General features: G+C 73.3%; 17 protein-coding genes. 9 read left to right on the forward strand and 8 right to left on the reverse strand.

Annotated features, from left to right (window positions below; translation table 11 throughout):
- The first annotated feature begins 23 nt into the window (after positions 1-23).
- The 9 genes from CLT72_RS06650 (at position 24) to CLT72_RS06695 (ending at position 7,646) form a co-directional block, all read left to right on the forward strand.
- On the forward strand, positions 24-401 hold the full coding sequence (locus CLT72_RS06650; protein WP_101410026.1) for a nuclear transport factor 2 family protein: 378 nt from the start codon (positions 24-26) through the stop codon (positions 399-401).
- On the forward strand, positions 398-724 hold the full coding sequence (locus CLT72_RS06655) for a TIGR04076 family protein (RefSeq protein WP_089000216.1): 327 nt from the start codon (positions 398-400) through the stop codon (positions 722-724). Before CLT72_RS06650 ends, CLT72_RS06655 begins: the two co-directional genes overlap by 4 nt.
- The gene (locus tag CLT72_RS06660) at positions 721-1,725 is read left to right on the forward strand and encodes an LLM class flavin-dependent oxidoreductase (RefSeq protein ID WP_199184499.1); all 1,005 of its coding nucleotides are present in this window, start codon (positions 721-723) and stop codon (positions 1,723-1,725) included. The genes CLT72_RS06655 and CLT72_RS06660 overlap by 4 nt, the downstream gene beginning before the upstream one ends.
- 427 nt (positions 1,726-2,152) lie before the next feature.
- On the forward strand, positions 2,153-2,827 hold the full coding sequence (locus CLT72_RS06665; protein ID WP_101414987.1) for a tryptophan 2,3-dioxygenase family protein: 675 nt from the start codon (positions 2,153-2,155) through the stop codon (positions 2,825-2,827).
- 100 nt (positions 2,828-2,927) lie between these two features.
- Entirely contained in the window at positions 2,928-4,406 is a 1,479-nt protein-coding gene (locus tag CLT72_RS06675) for a tryptophan 2,3-dioxygenase family protein (RefSeq protein WP_486484191.1), read from the forward strand.
- The gene (locus tag CLT72_RS06680) at positions 4,403-5,575 is read left to right on the forward strand and encodes an aminotransferase class V-fold PLP-dependent enzyme (protein WP_101414989.1); all 1,173 of its coding nucleotides are present in this window, start codon (positions 4,403-4,405) and stop codon (positions 5,573-5,575) included. The genes CLT72_RS06675 and CLT72_RS06680 overlap by 4 nt, the downstream gene beginning before the upstream one ends.
- Positions 5,572-6,603 (forward strand): methyltransferase, encoded by a 1,032-nt coding sequence (locus CLT72_RS06685; protein ID WP_101410028.1) that lies wholly within the window; start codon positions 5,572-5,574, stop codon positions 6,601-6,603. Before CLT72_RS06680 ends, CLT72_RS06685 begins: the two co-directional genes overlap by 4 nt.
- Positions 6,604-6,707: 104 nt before the next feature.
- Entirely contained in the window at positions 6,708-7,079 is a 372-nt protein-coding gene (locus CLT72_RS31835; protein ID WP_158241979.1) for a hypothetical protein, read from the forward strand.
- Positions 7,080-7,229: 150 nt separating this feature from the next.
- A complete protein-coding gene (locus CLT72_RS06695) occupies positions 7,230-7,646 on the forward strand; it encodes a YchJ family protein (protein WP_101410032.1) in 417 nt (138 codons plus the stop codon).
- Positions 7,647-7,767: 121 nt separating this feature from the next.
- On the opposite strand, the gene CLT72_RS06700 is transcribed toward CLT72_RS06695, so the two are convergent.
- The 8 genes from CLT72_RS06700 to CLT72_RS06735 all read right to left on the reverse strand — a co-directional run bounded on the left by CLT72_RS06700 (position 7,768) and on the right by CLT72_RS06735 (position 15,451).
- The gene (locus CLT72_RS06700) at positions 7,768-8,316 is read right to left on the reverse strand and encodes a gluconokinase (protein WP_101410035.1); all 549 of its coding nucleotides are present in this window, start codon (positions 8,314-8,316) and stop codon (positions 7,768-7,770) included.
- The gene (manD, locus tag CLT72_RS06705) at positions 8,306-9,535 is read right to left on the reverse strand and encodes a D-mannonate dehydratase ManD (RefSeq protein WP_101410038.1); all 1,230 of its coding nucleotides are present in this window, start codon (positions 9,533-9,535) and stop codon (positions 8,306-8,308) included. Before manD ends, CLT72_RS06700 begins: the two co-directional genes overlap by 11 nt.
- 33 nt (positions 9,536-9,568) lie before the next feature.
- On the reverse strand, positions 9,569-10,522 hold the full coding sequence (locus CLT72_RS06710) for a sugar kinase (protein WP_101410040.1): 954 nt from the start codon (positions 10,520-10,522) through the stop codon (positions 9,569-9,571).
- Positions 10,519-11,157 carry a bifunctional 4-hydroxy-2-oxoglutarate aldolase/2-dehydro-3-deoxy-phosphogluconate aldolase gene (locus CLT72_RS06715; RefSeq protein ID WP_101410042.1) on the reverse strand — a complete coding sequence of 213 codons (639 nt, stop codon included), beginning with the start codon at positions 11,155-11,157 and terminating at the stop codon, positions 10,519-10,521. Before CLT72_RS06715 ends, CLT72_RS06710 begins: the two co-directional genes overlap by 4 nt.
- Positions 11,158-11,161: 4 nt before the next feature.
- Positions 11,162-12,310, reverse strand: a complete 1,149-nt coding sequence (gene dgoD, locus CLT72_RS06720) for a galactonate dehydratase (protein WP_101410044.1) — start codon at positions 12,308-12,310, stop codon at positions 11,162-11,164.
- 7 nt (positions 12,311-12,317) lie between these two features.
- A complete protein-coding gene (locus CLT72_RS06725; RefSeq protein ID WP_089000204.1) occupies positions 12,318-13,133 on the reverse strand; it encodes a carbohydrate ABC transporter permease in 816 nt (271 codons plus the stop codon).
- Complete coding sequence (locus CLT72_RS06730) at positions 13,130-14,080, reverse strand: carbohydrate ABC transporter permease (protein WP_199184500.1); 951 nt, start codon at positions 14,078-14,080, stop codon at positions 13,130-13,132. Before CLT72_RS06730 ends, CLT72_RS06725 begins: the two co-directional genes overlap by 4 nt.
- Before the next feature lie 81 nt (positions 14,081-14,161).
- Complete coding sequence (locus tag CLT72_RS06735; RefSeq protein WP_250102267.1) at positions 14,162-15,451, reverse strand: ABC transporter substrate-binding protein; 1,290 nt, start codon at positions 15,449-15,451, stop codon at positions 14,162-14,164.
- Between the last annotated feature and the right edge of the window lie 49 nt (positions 15,452-15,500).

Below are 15,500 nucleotides of genomic sequence, written 5' to 3' on the forward strand. Positions count from 1 at the left end.
GCCCCGACCGGAAGCGAGTCCCGATGACCGTTGACGATCTCACCGCCGCCATCACCGACATGTACCGGTCGTTGGGCGACCGCGCGGCGTTCGACGCCCGGCTGCACCCCGACCTGACGATCTGGGAGTCCGACGCGCCCGACCTGCTCGACGGCCTGGCCGCCCTCGACGACCTGCGGGACCGTCGGGCGTCCGCCCGGGCGGCGGCCCCGCCCCCGACCTCGGTCGCCCCCGAGCAGTTCCGCACCGAGGCGTGGGGCGACACCGGCCTGGTCCGCTACGTGCTGCGGGCCCGGTACGCGGCCGGGCAGCCGGACGACTGCTTCCGGGTGACGGACGTGCTGCGCCGCGACGAGCGGGGCTGGCGGATCGTGCACCACCACGCGGAGGCGCTGCGATGAGCGCCGAGGAACCGGTCACCGACCTGTACGACCTGCGGGTCGTGGTGGAGCGCATCGAGGGTCGCTCCGTCTGCGGCCTCCAGCCGGGGGACTACATCGACCTGACCGAGTCGAACCGGCTCCGCATCCCCACGGGTCGGCACTTCTGCCTGTACGCCCTGGCGGCGTGCCTGCCGCTGCTGCCGGCCAAGCAGCGCCCGCTGCCGCCGGAGGACTGGCTGGCCCGCGACTGCCACGTGGCCTGTCCCGACCCGGACGAGCGGGTCATCATGCGCATCGAGCGGACCGCCCGGCGACGGATCCCGACGGAGGAACTGACGTGAGCACCGACGAGGGTCGCCGACTGGTCGGCATCGGACTCCAGTCCGACAAGAGCGCCGACGAGTACGCGGCGCTGGCCGAGCTCGCCGAACGGCACGGCTTCGACGTGCTGTCGGTCTTCGGCGACCTGATGTACCAGCCGCCGTTCTTCCCGCTGCTGGTGGCGGCGCGGCACACCCGGCGGATCCGGCTCGGGTCGGCCTGCCTCAACCCGTTCACCATGCATCCGGTGGAGATCGCCGGGCAGGTCGCCGCCCTGGACCTGGCGTCGGACGGGCGGGCCTACCTCGGGCTGGCCCGGGGCACCTGGCTGGACCAGGTCGGGGTGGCACAGGCCCGGCCGCTGCGGCGGATCGCCGAGACCGTCGAGGTGGTGCGGCTGCTGCTGTCGCGCGACGAACGGGGCTTCGCGGGCCGGGAGTTCACGGTGGCCCCCGGCACGGCCCTGCGCTACGCCCCGGTCCGCGCAGACGTGCCCGTCCTGGTGGGTACGTGGGGCCAGCAGACCGCCCGGACGGCCGCCGCGTTCGCCTCGGAGATCAAGGTCGGCGGGTCGGCCAACCCCGCGATGGCCAAGACGATGCGGGCCTGGCTGGACGACGCCACGCCGGCCGGCCGGGACCAGGTGGGTGTGGTCATCGGGGCGGTGACCGTGGTGGACGAGGACGGCGCCCTGGCCCGCCGGGTGGCCCGTACGGAGGTCGCCATGTACCTCGCCGTGGTCGCCGCCCTCGACCCGAACGTCGACATCGACCCGGAGCTGCTGGCGCGCATCCAGCGGCACGTCGCCCGCCAGGAGCACGACGTGGCCGGCGCGCTGATCGGCGGTGACCTGCTGGACCTCTTCGCGTTCTCCGGCACTCCCGAGCACGTCGCGGCGCAGGCGGCGGCGGTGTTCGACGCCGGGGCGACCCGGGTGGAGTTCGGCACCCCGCACGGGTTGACCCCCACCGGCGGCGTCGACCTGCTCGGCCGCCGGGTACTGCCGCTGCTGCGGGGATGACGCCGTGCCGGGGGCGGGCGTGCACCGGCCCGCCCCCGGCACGGGCAGGGCCGTGGCGGCAACGACGGCGGCTGGCTGGCCCTGTGGCAGTTGCCCAACACCATCACCTGCGGACCGACCGCCGGTCGTGCCGCCACCACCGTCGCCCTGGTGAGACACGGCCGCCGGCGGTGCGCCCCTCGGGGCGCGCCACCGGCGGCCGTGTGACATGTCAGCCGCCCACCGCTATTGACCCATGTTGATCTATGTGCTATTCCGCCGCCTTTATGTATCGCAGAAAATGGCGGAAACCTCCCCTTTCCGGAGTCGGACACGGCTCCCGACGAAGGCGTGACACATTGCCTTTCGTCGTTGCATAATGGCCGCCGCACGCGCGGTCGGGCCGACGGTTCCCGACGCAGCGACGCCGACCGAAGGGGACAATTCCGTGAAGCGGGACCACTCACCTGTTCTTCCTGGCGACGGCGCCACGGACTACGCGCGCTACATGCGCACGGACGCGCTGCTCGACCTGCAACGGAGCCCGGCGGAGATGATCCACCGCGACGAGCTGCTCTTCCAGGTGGTGCACCAGTCCACCGAGCTGTGGCTGAAGCTCGCGGCGGCGGAGCTGACCGAGGCGGTCGTCCGGATCCGCGCCGGCGAGCCCGCGGCGGCCGAGCCGCTGCTGACCCGGGCGACCCTCGGGGTACGGCTGATCACCGACCAGCTGGAGATGTTCCGCCACCTCTCCCCGGCCGCCTTCGAGGCCATGCAGCCCGCGCTGGGCAAGGGTTCCGGCGCCGAGTCGCCGGGCTGGCGACGGGTCCAGGCGGCCAGCCGGCAGCTCGGCCTGGCGTTCACCGACCACCTCGCCGCACACGGCACCGCCCTGGCCGAGCTGCGCCGGGCGGACCCGACCGACCCCGTCCACCTGCTCGCCGAGGCGATGATGGAGTGGGACGAGCGGGTGTCGCTGTGGCGGGTGCGGCACTACCAGGCCGCCCTGCGCGTCGGCGGGCACGCCCCCGACGGCGCCGAGGCGACCGTGCTCGCCAAGCTCATCGGGCACCGGTTCTTCCCGGAACTGTGGCAGGCCCGCGTGAAGACCCCGCACGGGTGAAAGCGACCGTTCCCGTGCCGAGCGGTCGCCGCAATCCCCACCCACCCCTCAATTTGTCAATTGTCTCCCCGTCCACGGTTGACACGAGCCGAATGTCGAGGTGCGGTTCGTGCGTGAACTGACGAGTTGGTTGTCGGGCACCGCCGAGGCGGACGATTTTCCCTATTCTCCCGTGCTGGCCGAGTTCCACCGGGTCGGCAAACACTTCGTGGAAAAGGAACTCCTGGCGCTGCTGGACCACGTCCGGGCCCAGGTGAGCGCCCCGGCCCCCGGCCCACCGACGCCCGCGGTCCGGCAGTTGCGCGATTTCCTCGACGTCGCACTCGACAAGTGGGACGGCCGCTACGACTACCGCAGCTACCTGGCGCTGCGCCTGCTCCGGCTGCCCTGCGACGCGGACGACGGACCGGACGACCGGCCGGGCGGCGCGGACGACCGGCCGGGCGGCGCGGACGACCGGCCGGGCGGCGCGGACGACCGGCCGGGCAGCGCGGACGACCGGCCGGGCAGCGCGGACGACCGGCCGGGCAGCGCGGACGACCGGCCGGGCAGCGCGGACGACCGGCCGGGCAGCCCGGACGACCGGCCGGGCAGCCCGGAGGCGGTGCACGCCGACGGGCCGGCCGCAGACCCCGACCGCGCCCGCCGCGACCGGCTGCTCGTCCGCCTGGTCGCCGACGCGCTGGCGTTCGAGGCGGCCGCCACGTCGGGGGCCACCGACCTGCTGCCCGAGGACCGGCCGGGCCGGGAGGTGGTGGCCAAGCGCCACCGACTCGGCGTACGGGCCGCGGCCCCCGCCCTCGCCCGCCTGGGCCTGGCCGGGGCGGCCCACCACCCGGAGCCGGCGGCCGTGCTGCGCGCCCTCGCCGCCGACCGCGCCCCCGCCGGGGAGCCGGCACTGTGGCTGAGCATGCTGCCGGTCTACGTCTCGCACGACGAGTACCTGTTCATCCGGGTGCTCCAGGCGTACGAGTGTCTCTTCGCGGGGCTCGTCGACGAACTGCGGGCCGCGATCGCCGCCCTGGCCGCCGGTCGGGCGCGGGCGGCGGCCGACCGGCTGGCGTACGGCTGTCAGCTCCTCACGGCCGCCGGGCCGCTGTTCTCGCTGCTGGCCACCATGCAGCCGGCGGCGTTCCGGACGTTCCGTCAGTACACCGAGGGGGCCAGCGCCATCCAGTCCCGCTCCTACAAGCTGATGGAGTCGCTGTGCCGCACCCCGGACACGGCGCGCCTGGAGTCGCCCGCCTACCAGCAGGTGCCGGAGGTACGCGACCGGGTGCACGCCGGGCAGCCGTCGGTCGACGAGGCGTTCCGGGCCGCGGTGCGCGCGGGTCTGCTCACCGGGGCGGACGTCGACCTGGTGGCCCGGGCCATGGGCGCGTTCGCGGCGGCCGTGCTCCAGTGGCGGCGCACCCACCACCGGCTGGCCACCCGGATGCTCGGGCCGCGCCCCGGCACCGGCTACACCGAGGGCACGCCCTACCTGGCCGCCGTGCGGTCCATCCCGGTCTTCAGCTCCGTCACCCCCGACCCGGATCCCTCCTCAGGGACCGGACCGAGCGGAGGCAACCCCGAATGACCTCACCCGAACCGGCATCCGACACGCCCGGGTGCCTCGACGCCGACGCCCAGGCCGCCCTGCGCGCCGAGTTCCCGCTGCTGGACACCTGCGTCTACCTGAACAACAACTCCACCGGGGCGGTGCCCAGAGGCGCGGAGCACGTGCTCACCGGCTACTGGGAGACGCTGCGCGGCTGGCGCGACGACGTCTGGCAGGACTGGCACGTCGGCCTCGACCGGTACGCCGACTCGATCGCCGCCCTGATCGGCGCGCCACCGGGCAGCGTCGTCACCGACGCGAACCTGAGCACCCTGCTCGCCCGGGTCGCGTCCTGCTTCGACTACCGCGCGCCGCGCGACCGGGTCGTCACCACCGACCTGGAGTACCCGACCGTGCCGTTCATCTTCTCCGCGTTCCGCCGCTACGGCGCGCGCCTCCACGTCGTCGGGTCGGGCGGCCCGCGCTTCGACGAGGACGCCCTCGAGGCGCGGATCGACGAGCGGACGCTGCTCGTGTGCGTCCCGCACGCCAGCTTCTCCTCCGGCGCCACCATCGACCTGCCCCGGCTGGTGCGCCGCGCCCACGACGTCGGCGCCCTGGTGGTCGTCGACGCCTTCCAGACCGTCGGCGTCGTGCCGCTGGACGTGACGGCGCTCGGCGTCGACGTCGTCCTCGGCGGCGCGCACAAGTGGCTGTGCGGGGTCGGCACCGCCTTCCTGTACGTCCGCCCGGAGCTGGTGGCCCGGCTGGAACCGGCGGCCACCGGCTGGCAGGCCGGCGACCGGGCGCTGACCTTCCAGCCGTCGACGGGCTGGGCACCCGGCGCCCGGCGCTTCGCCGGCGGGACGCCGTACCCCCTCACCTCGCTGGTCTCCCAGGTCGGGCTGGACCTGCTGGCGGGGGTGGGCGCCGCCGCGATCCGGCGGCACTCGCTGGCCTGCACGTCCCGGGTCCTCGAGCGGGCGGCGGCGGCCGGCATCGGCGTGGTCAGCCCGGTCGAGCCGCACCGGCGCGGCGGCGTGGTCTGCCTCGACGTCGCCGACGGCGAGGCGGTCAAGCGGCGACTGGCCGCGCGGGACATGGTCTGCAGCTGGCGGGGCTACCTGCGCATCGGTCCGCACGTCTACAACACCCTCGATGAGATCGACGCGTTCATGGACGCGCTGGAAGAGGAGCTGGACCGGTGAACGTCACCCTGTCACCGCGGGCGCTGATGAGCCTGCTCGCCAACGGGCCCAAGGCCATGGACGTCCTGGAGACCGCGCTCGGCATGGGTCTGCTCGACGCGCTGGAGCCGGGGCCGGTCAGCCTCGGCGCGCTCGCGGAGCGCTTCGACGTGCGGCCCCTGCGGCTCTACAAGTTCCTCGACTGCCTGGAGAGCCTCGGTTTCGTCGCGCGCAGCGAACCGGGCGACGACATCGCGTCGGCCACGTACCGGGCGGCACCCGGGCTGCGCGACGCCGTGGCGGCGGTGGTCGGCCCGGACGCCATCGAGCGGGACCGGGACCGCTACCCCTGGCGGCGGCTGCACGGCCGGCTGGGCGAGAGCCTGCGCGGCGAGGTCAGCATGGGCGACGACGACTTCGCCTGGCCGCCGAAGACCGACGCGCAGACCGCCGACTTCGAGCGCAGCATGGCCGTCGGCCTCGGCCCGGTGATCGAGGCCGTGCACCGCAACGCCGAGCGGCTGTGGTCGGACCGGCGCCGCCTGCTGGACGTCGGCGGGGGCGACGGCACGCTCGCCGCGCACGTCCTCGACGACGCCCCGGGGCTGCGGGTCGACGTGTACAACCTGCCGGCCGTGGCGCCGCTGGTGGCGGCCACCCGGGCCGAGCGGGGGCACGTCGGCCGGCTCGGCTTCGTCGGCGGGGACTTCCTCGCCGAGCCGCTGCCGCCGGGCTACGACGCCACGGCGTTCGTCCGGGTGCTGCACGACTGGCCGAACGAGGTCGCCCGCCGGCTGGTGGAGAAGGCGTACGCGGCCCTGGAGCCGGGCGGGATGCTGCTGATCTGCGAGGAGTTCCGCACCCCGGACCGGCTGGCGATGCAGTTCTTCTGGAGCTACTTCCTCATCGGGGTCGACTCCTGCGTGAGCCGGCTGCGGGAGGTCGAGTTCTACACCGGCCTGCTGAAGGAGGTCGGCTTCGAGCGGGTGACGGTGCTGCCCGGCGGCTGGGAACTCATCTGCGCGTACAAGCCGGCGACCGGGACGTGACCGCGCGGGGGCCGGGCCGGCTCCCGCGCCGCGTCGGCCCCGGCGTTTGACCGCCGGGGCCGGGGGAAGACCGTGCGCCCAGGGCCGATTCCCGAGGAGCGACGATGGCGGACGCAGGACGGGCCAGGAAGGCCACCGGGGCGCGCAAGGCCCCGATGAAGCGGGCGGCGGCGGCGAAGAAGGTGGCGACGGCCACGAAGCGGGCCACCGGGGCGACCGCGGCCAGGTCCCCGGGCGGGAAGCCGACCCCGACGACCGCCCGCGTGGCCCGGAAGAAGGACACCTCGGCCACGGCGACCCCGGCCCGCGCCCGCAAGGCGCCCGCCACGGCCGCGCCGGCGAAGAAGGCGCCCGCGAGGAAGGCGGCGAAGGCCGCGGCGACCCGCGCCGGCGCGGCCTCGAAGGCCCCCGCCCGCAAGGCGACGACCATGGAGTCGTTCGGCACCCGACGGGCGCCCCGCGCGAGCGCCGGCTGAGCCGGGACCACGACGCCCGGGCGACGGTCGGCCGGGGCCACGCGTCGGCCGCCCCGGTCGGCCGCCCGTCGCGTCACCGCACCGGCCCGCGCGCGGACGGCGGCCGGGTCCGGACGCCGGCCGCGCCGGGCCGTCGGCCAGAATGGGCCGGTGGCGAAGCGACCCCGCCGGCGGGCGGCCGACGACCCTGACCGGCCCTGCCCCTGCGGCTCCGGCCAGCCGTACGCGGACTGCTGCGGGCGGCTGCACCGGGGCGAGGCGGAAGCGGCGACCGCCGAGGCGCTGATGCGCTCGCGCTACAGCGCCTTCGCCGTCGGCGACACCGCGTACCTGCTGCGCAGCTGGCACTCCTCGACCCGGCCGCGCCGGCTCGACCTCGATCCCGGCCAGCGCTGGACGGGCCTGGAGATCGTCGCCACCGACCGGGGCGGGCTGTTCGACGCCACCGGCACCGTCGAGTTCCGGGCCCACCACCGCGCCGGCGGCCGGCCGGGCACGCAGACCGAGCGCAGCCGGTTCGTCCGCGAGGAGGGCCGCTGGGTCTACCTCGACGGGTCGCCCGACTGACGCGACCGGCCCATCCGTCCGAGACCGGCCTGCCGCCCGTTCGGGACTGCCAGCGGCCGGCGCACCCGCGCCGGGACCGGCCGCCCGGTCGAGGCGCCGGGGCACCGCGACCGGGACGCGCTCAGCCGTTGGCGGCGACGCCGCTCGCCAGGCCGAGCCGGTCGACCGCCGCCGAGACGAGCTCGTCCGGCGTGAGCGCCACGTCCAGCACCAGCACCGACTCGTCCGGGTGGGGCTGTTCCAGGGTGGCCAGCTGCGACGCCAGCAGGCTCGGCGGCATGTAGTGCCCGGCGCGGCGGGCCATCCGCTCCCGGATCACCTCGGCCGCGCCGTCCAGGTGGACGAACTCGACGCTCGGCGGCCCCTGGCGCAGCGTGTCGCGGTAGGAGCGCTTCAACGCCGAACAGGCCAGCACCGTCGACACGCCGTCGGCGGCGCGCGCGGCCATCCAGCCGGCGAGATCGCGCAGCCAGGGCAGGCGCGCCACGTCGTCCAGCGGCACGCCGGCCCGCATGCTCGCCACGTTGGCCGGCGGATGGAACTCGTCGGCCTCGGCGAAGAGCAGTCCGGTGCGGGCGGCGATGCCCCGGGCCACGGTCGTCTTGCCGGCCCCGGACACCCCCATCACCACCACGTGCCGCGTCGGGGGCGCGCCGGTCTCACCAGTCATGGACCGTGCCGTCCTGGAGCCGGTTGAACGGCAGGTACGCCGGCACGTACGGGAACTTCGCGGCGGCCTCCTCGTCCAGTTCGACGCCGAGCCCGGGCTGCTCCCCCGGGTGCAGGTAGCCGTCGGCGAAGGTGAACGACTGCCGGAACACCTCGTTGGTGAGCGCCCCGTGCTGCATGTACTCCTGGATGCCGAAGTTGTGGATGGCCAGGTCCAGGTGCAGGGCGGCGGCCATGCCGACCGGCGAGATGTCGGTCGGGCCGTGGATGCCGGACTTGATCTGGTACTGGGCGGCGAAGTCGAGCAGCTTGCGCATGGCCGTGATGCCGCCGGTGTGGGTGACGGCGGAGCGGACGTAGTCGATGAGCTGCTCGCGGATGAGCGTCTGGTAGTCCCAGACGGTGTTGAAGACCTCGCCGATCGCCAGCGGCGTGGTGGTGTGCTGGCGGACCAGCCGCAGCGCCTCCTGGTTCTCCGCCGGGGTGCAGTCCTCCAGCCAGAACAGGTCGTACGGCTCCAGCGCCTTGCCGAGCTTCGCGGCCTGGATGGGGGTCATCCGGTGGTGGCCGTCGTGCAGCAGCGGCAGCTCCGGTCCGAACTCGTTGCGGACGGCCTCGAACACGCCGGGCAGGTGGCGCAGGTAGGAGCGGGTGTCCCAGTCCTCCTCGGCCGGCAGCGGGGTGCGCTGCGCGGGCTCGTAGTCGTAGCGCTTGCCGTCGGCGCTGGGCTGGGCGGCGACCCCGTACACGGCGTTGATGCCCGGCACCGAGGTCTGCACGCGGATCGAGCGGAAGCCGAGGTCGAGGTGCCGGCGGATCGAGTCGAACAGCTCCGGCAGGTCCCGGCCGGAGGCGTGGCCGTACGCCATGACGCCGGTGCGCGACGCGCCGCCCAGCAGCTGGTACAGCGGCATGCCGGCGGCCTTGGCCTTGATGTCCCACAGGGCCACGTCGACGGCCGCGATGGCGGCCATGGTGACGGGCCCGCGACGCCAGTACGCCGAGCGGTAGAGGAACTGCCAGGCGTCCTCGATGCGGTGCGCGTCGCGGCCGATCAGCAGCGGCACGACGTGGTCGCGCAGGTAGGAGGCGACCGAGAGTTCCCGTCCGTTGAGGGTGCCGTCGCCCAGGCCGGTGACGCCGTCGTCGGTGGTGATCTTCAGGGTGACGAAGTTGCGGTCGGGGCTGGAGACGATGACGTCAGCGGCGACGATCTTCACGGGGTGCCTTTCTTCTTCGGAGTGCTCGGCGGGCTAACGGAGGACGTCTCCGGCCTCGTGACCGTCGAGGAGGGACAGTTCGGCGCGGCGCGGCAGCCCTTCCCAGTCGCCGGGGCTGGAGACCGCGAAGGCGCCGAGGGTGGCGGCGCGGCGCAGCCGACCGGCCAGGTCGAGCCCGTCGAACCAGCCGGAGAGGTAGCCGGCGGTGAACGCGTCCCCGGCGCCGACGGCGTCGACGGCGGTGACGCTCAGCGCCCCGACGCGCTCGACGCCGTCGCGGGTGTGCGCGCGGGCGCCGTCGCCGCCCAGCTTGACCAGGACCGTGTCCACGCCGCGGCGCAGCAGGTCCGCCACGACGGTGGACTCGTCGGCCCCGGGGTCGCCGACGAGGTCCAGCTCGTCGGCGGAGGCCACGACGATCGAGGCGTGCCCGGCCAGCGGGGTGAGCACCTCGCGGGCGGTGTCGCGCGACCAGAGGCGGTCGCGGTGGTTGACGTCGAGGCAGACCGGGATGCCGGCGGCGACGGCGGCCCCGGCCGCCCACCGGGTGGCCGCGCGGGCGGTGTCGGACAGCGCTGGGGTGATGCCGCTCAGGTGCAGCATCCGCGCGCCGGCGGCCAGCGGCGCCCGCAGGTCGTCGACGTCGAGGGCGGAGCCGGCCGACCCGGCCCGGTGGTACTGCACCCGGGTCAGGTCGGCGGTGCGCCGCTCCAGGAACATCAGGCCGGTCGGCCGGTCCGGGTCGCGGGTCACGCCGTCGACGGCGACGCCCTCGGCCCGCAGCTGGCGCAGCACGTACTCGCCGAACTCGTCGGCGCCGAGGCGGCCGACCCAGGCGGCGCGGTGGCCCAGCCGGGCCACCGCGACGGCCACGTTGGACTCGGCGCCGGCCAGGTGCATCGTCAGCGGTCCCCCGGCGGCGAGCGGGCCGGCCGAGCGCAGCGACACCAGGGCCTCGCCGGCGGTGAGCAGGTCCGATGCGGTCATGACGCGGCCGGCTCCCGCACGGCGGCGAGGTAGGTGCGTGCCCGCGCCCGCAGCGCGTCCAGGTCGCCGCCGGAGGCGGCGTCGCCGACCAGGGGACCGCCCAGGCCGACGGCGATGGCGCCGGCCCGCAGGTAGCCGGGCACGTCGTCCAGGCCGACGCCGCCGACCGCGACGAACGGGATGTCCGGGAAGGGGTCGCGCACCGCCCTGAGGTACGCGGGGCCGCCGACCGACGCCGGGAAGAGCTTGACCGCCGACGCCCCCATCCGCACCGCCGTGTACGCCTCCGTCGGAGTCAGCGCCCCGGCGGCGACCGGCAGGCCGCGCCGGGCCGCCTCGGAGATCGACTCGACCACGGCGGGCGTGACCACGAACTGCGCGCCCGCGGCGGCCACGTCCGCGACGTCGGCGGTGGTCAGCACGGTGCCGGCGCCGACCAGCGCTCCGGCGGGGGCCGCGGCGCGCAGCGCCTCGATCGCGCGCAGGGCGTCCGGGGTGGTGAGGGCCACCTCGACGACGCGTACGCCCTCCTGGAGCAGGGCGGTGCCGGCGGCGATCGCGGCGGCGGTGTCGGTGCCGCGGATGATCGCGAGGATGCGGGCCGAGGTCAGTTCGGCGGTCAGGTCGACGGTCATGTGATCACCATTCCGCGTAGGAGCCGTCGCGGTGGCGCCACGTGGGGCTGCGCCACGCGTGTCCGCGCTTGTCCGCCGCGCGTACGGCGTTTTCGTCGATCTCGATGCCGAGGCCGGGTGCGGTGAGCCGCTCGACGTACCCGTCGACGAACGTCAGCGGGGTCTTGTCGAGGCAGTAGTCGAGCACCTCGGCGCCGAGGTTGTAGTGGATGCCGATGCTCTGTTCCTGGATCAGGTAGTTCGGCGTGGCGAAGCCGAGTTGAAGGCAGGCGGCGAGCGCGATCGGCCCGAGCGGGCAGTGCGGGGCGAGCTGCACGTCGTACACCTCGGCCAGCGCGGCGATCTTGCGGACCTCGGTGATGCCGCCGGCGTGCGAGAGGTCCGGCTGGGCGACCGCGATGCCGGCCTGGAGCACCGGCAGGAACTCCTGCCGGTTGTAGAGCCGCTCCCCCGTCGACACCGGCGTGGTGGTGGAGCGGACGAACTCGCCGATCAGGTGCGAGTTCTCCGGCACCACCGGCTCCTCCAGGAAGAACGGCCGGTACGGCTCCAGCAGCGGGGCGACCCGGCGGGCCGTGGCGAGGGTGAACCGGCCGTGGAAGTCGACGGCCACGTCCCGCTCGTCGCCGAGCACCTCGCGGGCGGCGGCCACCCGCGCCACCACGGCGTCGATCTCGGCGACGGACGCGACGGCGCTCATCCGGCCGGAGGCGTTCATCTTCACGGCGGTCAGGCCGGTGGCGACGGCGGCGGCGATCTGGTCGCGGACCTCGCCGGGTTCGTCGCCGCCGACCCAGCCGTAGACCCGGATCCGGTCCCGGACCGGGCCGCCGAGCAGCTGGTGCACCGGCGCGCCGAAGTGCTTGCCGGCGATGTCCCACAGCGCCTGGTCGAGCCCGGCGACGGCGCTGGCCAGGATCGGCCCGCCGCGGTAGAACGAGCCCTTGGTCATGACCTGCCAGTGGTCCTCGATGCGCAGCGCGTCCTTGCCGATCAGCAGCTCGCTGAGCTGCTCGACGGCGGTGCGGACGGTCTCGGAGCGGCCCTCGCAGGTCGCCTCGCCCCAGCCGACGATCCCGCTGGAGGTCTCGACGCGGACGAACAGCCAGCGCGGCGCGACGAGGAAGGTCTCCACCCGTTCGATCGTGGTCATGGTGTCCTCAGCCCTTCGTGGCGCCGGCGGTGAGACCGGAGACGACGTACTTCTGCACGAACAGGGCGATCAGCATGATCGGCAGGGTGACCACGGTCGCCGCCGCCATCAGGCCGCCCCAGTCGATGCTGGCGTAGCCGACGAAGTCGAAGATCGCCACCGGAAGCGTCTTGGTGTCGGCCCCGGACAGCACGAGGGCGAACATGAAGTTGTTCCAGGAGAAGATGAACGAAAGGATGCCCGCGGTGGCGATGCCCGGCACCGACAGCGGCAGGGTGATCCGCCGGAACGCGCCGATGTGGGTCAGCCCGTCGACGAGCGCCGCCTCCTCGAGCTCGGTCGGCAGGCCGTCGAAGTAGCCCATCATGATGTAGACGATCAGCGGCAGCGACACGAACATGTGACTGAGGATCAGCACGGTGAACCCGCCGACCATCTGCAGGTTCGAGAAGACGTAGTACCAGGGCACCAGCAGCGAGACGCCGGGGATGACCCGCGCCATGAGCACGACCAGCGCCGACTTCTTCATGTTGAAGCGGCTCATCGAGTACGCGGCCGGCACCCCGAGTAGCAGCGACAGCACGGTGGCGGCGAGCGCCACCCAGAGGCTGTTGCCGATGAACTGGATGTAGTTGGCCTGCTGCAGGACGTTGGAGTAGTTGTCCAGCGTCGGAGAGAAGACGAACGCCTTCTCGGTGTCGTAGATGTCGACGTTCGTCTTCAACGACGCGGCGACCATCCAGACCAGCGGCGCGATCAGCGACAGCACCACGAGGACGAGGGCGACCGTCCGGAAGACCTTGTACGGCCTGCGCAGCTTCATCGGTTCAGCCCCTTCTTGCGGTAGGTCAGGGCCCACATCACCCCGATGATGATCAGGAAGAAGATGATGAGGACGGTCGATGAGACGCCGTAGTCGTTGTAGTCGAAGCTGAGGCCGTAGGCGTAGACGTTGAGGGTCTCGACCTCGTGGAACGATCCGCCGCCGCGCCCCTTGGTGGCGTAGAGGATGTCGAAGGTCTTGAGCGCGTCGATGCCGCGCAGCAGGATCGCGACGATCACGGTGGGCATCAGCAGCGGCAGGGTGACGTGCCGGAACCGCTGCCAGGTGCTGGCGCCGTCGATCAGCGCCGCCTCCTGCGGCTCGTCGGACAGCGACGTCAGGCCGGCGAGCAGGATCAGCACGACCATCGGCGTCCACTGCCAGACGTCGATGAACATCGTCGTCGGCAGGGCGGAGCCCTGCCCGGAGAGCCAGGGCTGCGGGCCGATGCCGACCCAGCCGAGCACCTGGTTGGCCATGCCGATGTTGGGGTCGAAGATCAGCCGCCACATCATGCCGACCGCGACCGGGGTGGCCACCAGCGGCAGCAGGATCGCGACCCGGACCCACTTCTCACCGCGGAACGGCCGCCACAGCAGCAGGGCGATCGCCATGCCGAGGACGACCTCGACGAAGAGCACGACGCCGGTGAAGAGCGCGGTGCGCCACACGGCCGGCCAGAACCGGTCGGTGTCGCGGAGCACGTCGAGGTAGTTCTGGAAGCCGATGAACTCGCTCTCGGCGCGGACCGAGCCCTCGGCGTCGGTCAGGCTGAGGTATCCGGTCCACGCCACCGGGAAGATGATCAGCACCGCGACGAAGATCATGGCGGGTGCCGCGAACAGCCACTTGCGGTGCTCGTTGGCCCAGCGCGACCAGGCCGGGGTCTCGGGGGACGGCGGGCGCGCCTCGGGCGATCGTGTGGCGGGTGTGGTGACGGCTGACATGAGGTCTCCGGGGTGGGGGTCAGGGCCAGCGTCCCGACGCGCGGTGGCGGAGCCGGTCGGCTCCGCCACCTGCGGTTCGGGCTACTTCGCCTCGTCGTCGAGGAACTTCTGGAACGCCTCGTTGGCCGCGTCCGCCGAGGCTGCCGCGTCCTTGCCGGTGATCGCGTCGACGATCGGCTGACCGACGATCTCCCGCGCCTGGGCGACCTTCTCGACCAGCGGACGGTCGTGGCCCACGCCGTTGGCGGTGCTGACCGTGGTGGCCTCGGCCAGGTCCTTCGGGTAGGTCGCCGAGCCCTCCGGGTTCTCCCAGACGGAGGTCCGGGCGCTGGGCACGCCGGCCTTCTGCTGCGCCAGCGCCTGCTCCTTGCCGGCCGCCCACTGGATGAACTTCCAGGCGTTGTCCTGGTTCTTCGAGGCCTCGTTGACGCCGAGCGCCCAGGACGGGACGTTGTACGGCTTCGAGCCGGCCGGGCCGGCCGGGAAGGCCGCGAAGCCGACGGTGTCGGAGACCTTCGACTTGGCCGGGTCGGTGGCGTTCTTGTAGAGCGAGTTGGCCTCGGTGTAGAAGGCCGCCTTGCCCTGGGTGAAGATCGCCATCGCCTCGGACCAGCTCATGTCGGTGCTGATGTTCTCCGGGCCGTGCTCACGCAGCAGCCCGCCGTAGTAGGCGTACGCCTGCTTGGCCTGCTCGCTGTTGATCGAGGCCTTGCCGCTGGCGTCGACGAAGTCGCCGCCGAAGCTGTAGAGGAAGCTGGAGAACTGGGTGACGGCGGCCGACTTGCCGGTACGCGACACGAAGCCCGCCACGCCCGGGTTGTCCGCCTCGACCTTCGCCGCCTGCGCCTTGAGCTCGTCGAGGGTCTTCGGCGGGGCGGTGAAGCCGGACTTCTCCAGCAGGTCCTTGCGGTAGTAGAGGACCTCCTGCTCGGTGATGATCGGCACGCCGACCACCTTGTCCTCGTACGTGGTCGCCTGCACCGGCCCGGACTGGAAGTCACCGACCTCGAACGCGCTGTCCGACTTGCTCTTCCCGGTCAGGTCGGCGAGGTACTTGTTCTTGGCGAACAGCTTCCCCTCCTGAAGCGGCCGGTACATCATCACGTCCAGGTCGGTGGACCCGGCGTTGAGCTTGACGTTGTACTGGTCGGAGAGCTGGTCCTCACCGAGCTGGGTGACCTCCACCTTAAGGCCCGACTGCTTCTCGAACTCCGGCAGCGCCTTCTTGATGTTCTCCGTCCAGACGTGGTTCACCAGCGTCACCCGGACGGTGTTCGAGCCGCCGGCGTCGTCCCCGCCGCCACCGCAGGCCGACAGGCCGAGGGCGACGACCATCGCCAGGGAAGTCCCGATAACTGATCGACGTCTCACGTCCATCTCTCCTTATGCCGTGGCCGTGGCCGCCGCCCCGACGGGTGGG

Source organism: Micromonospora sp. CNZ309 (assembly GCF_002846525.1).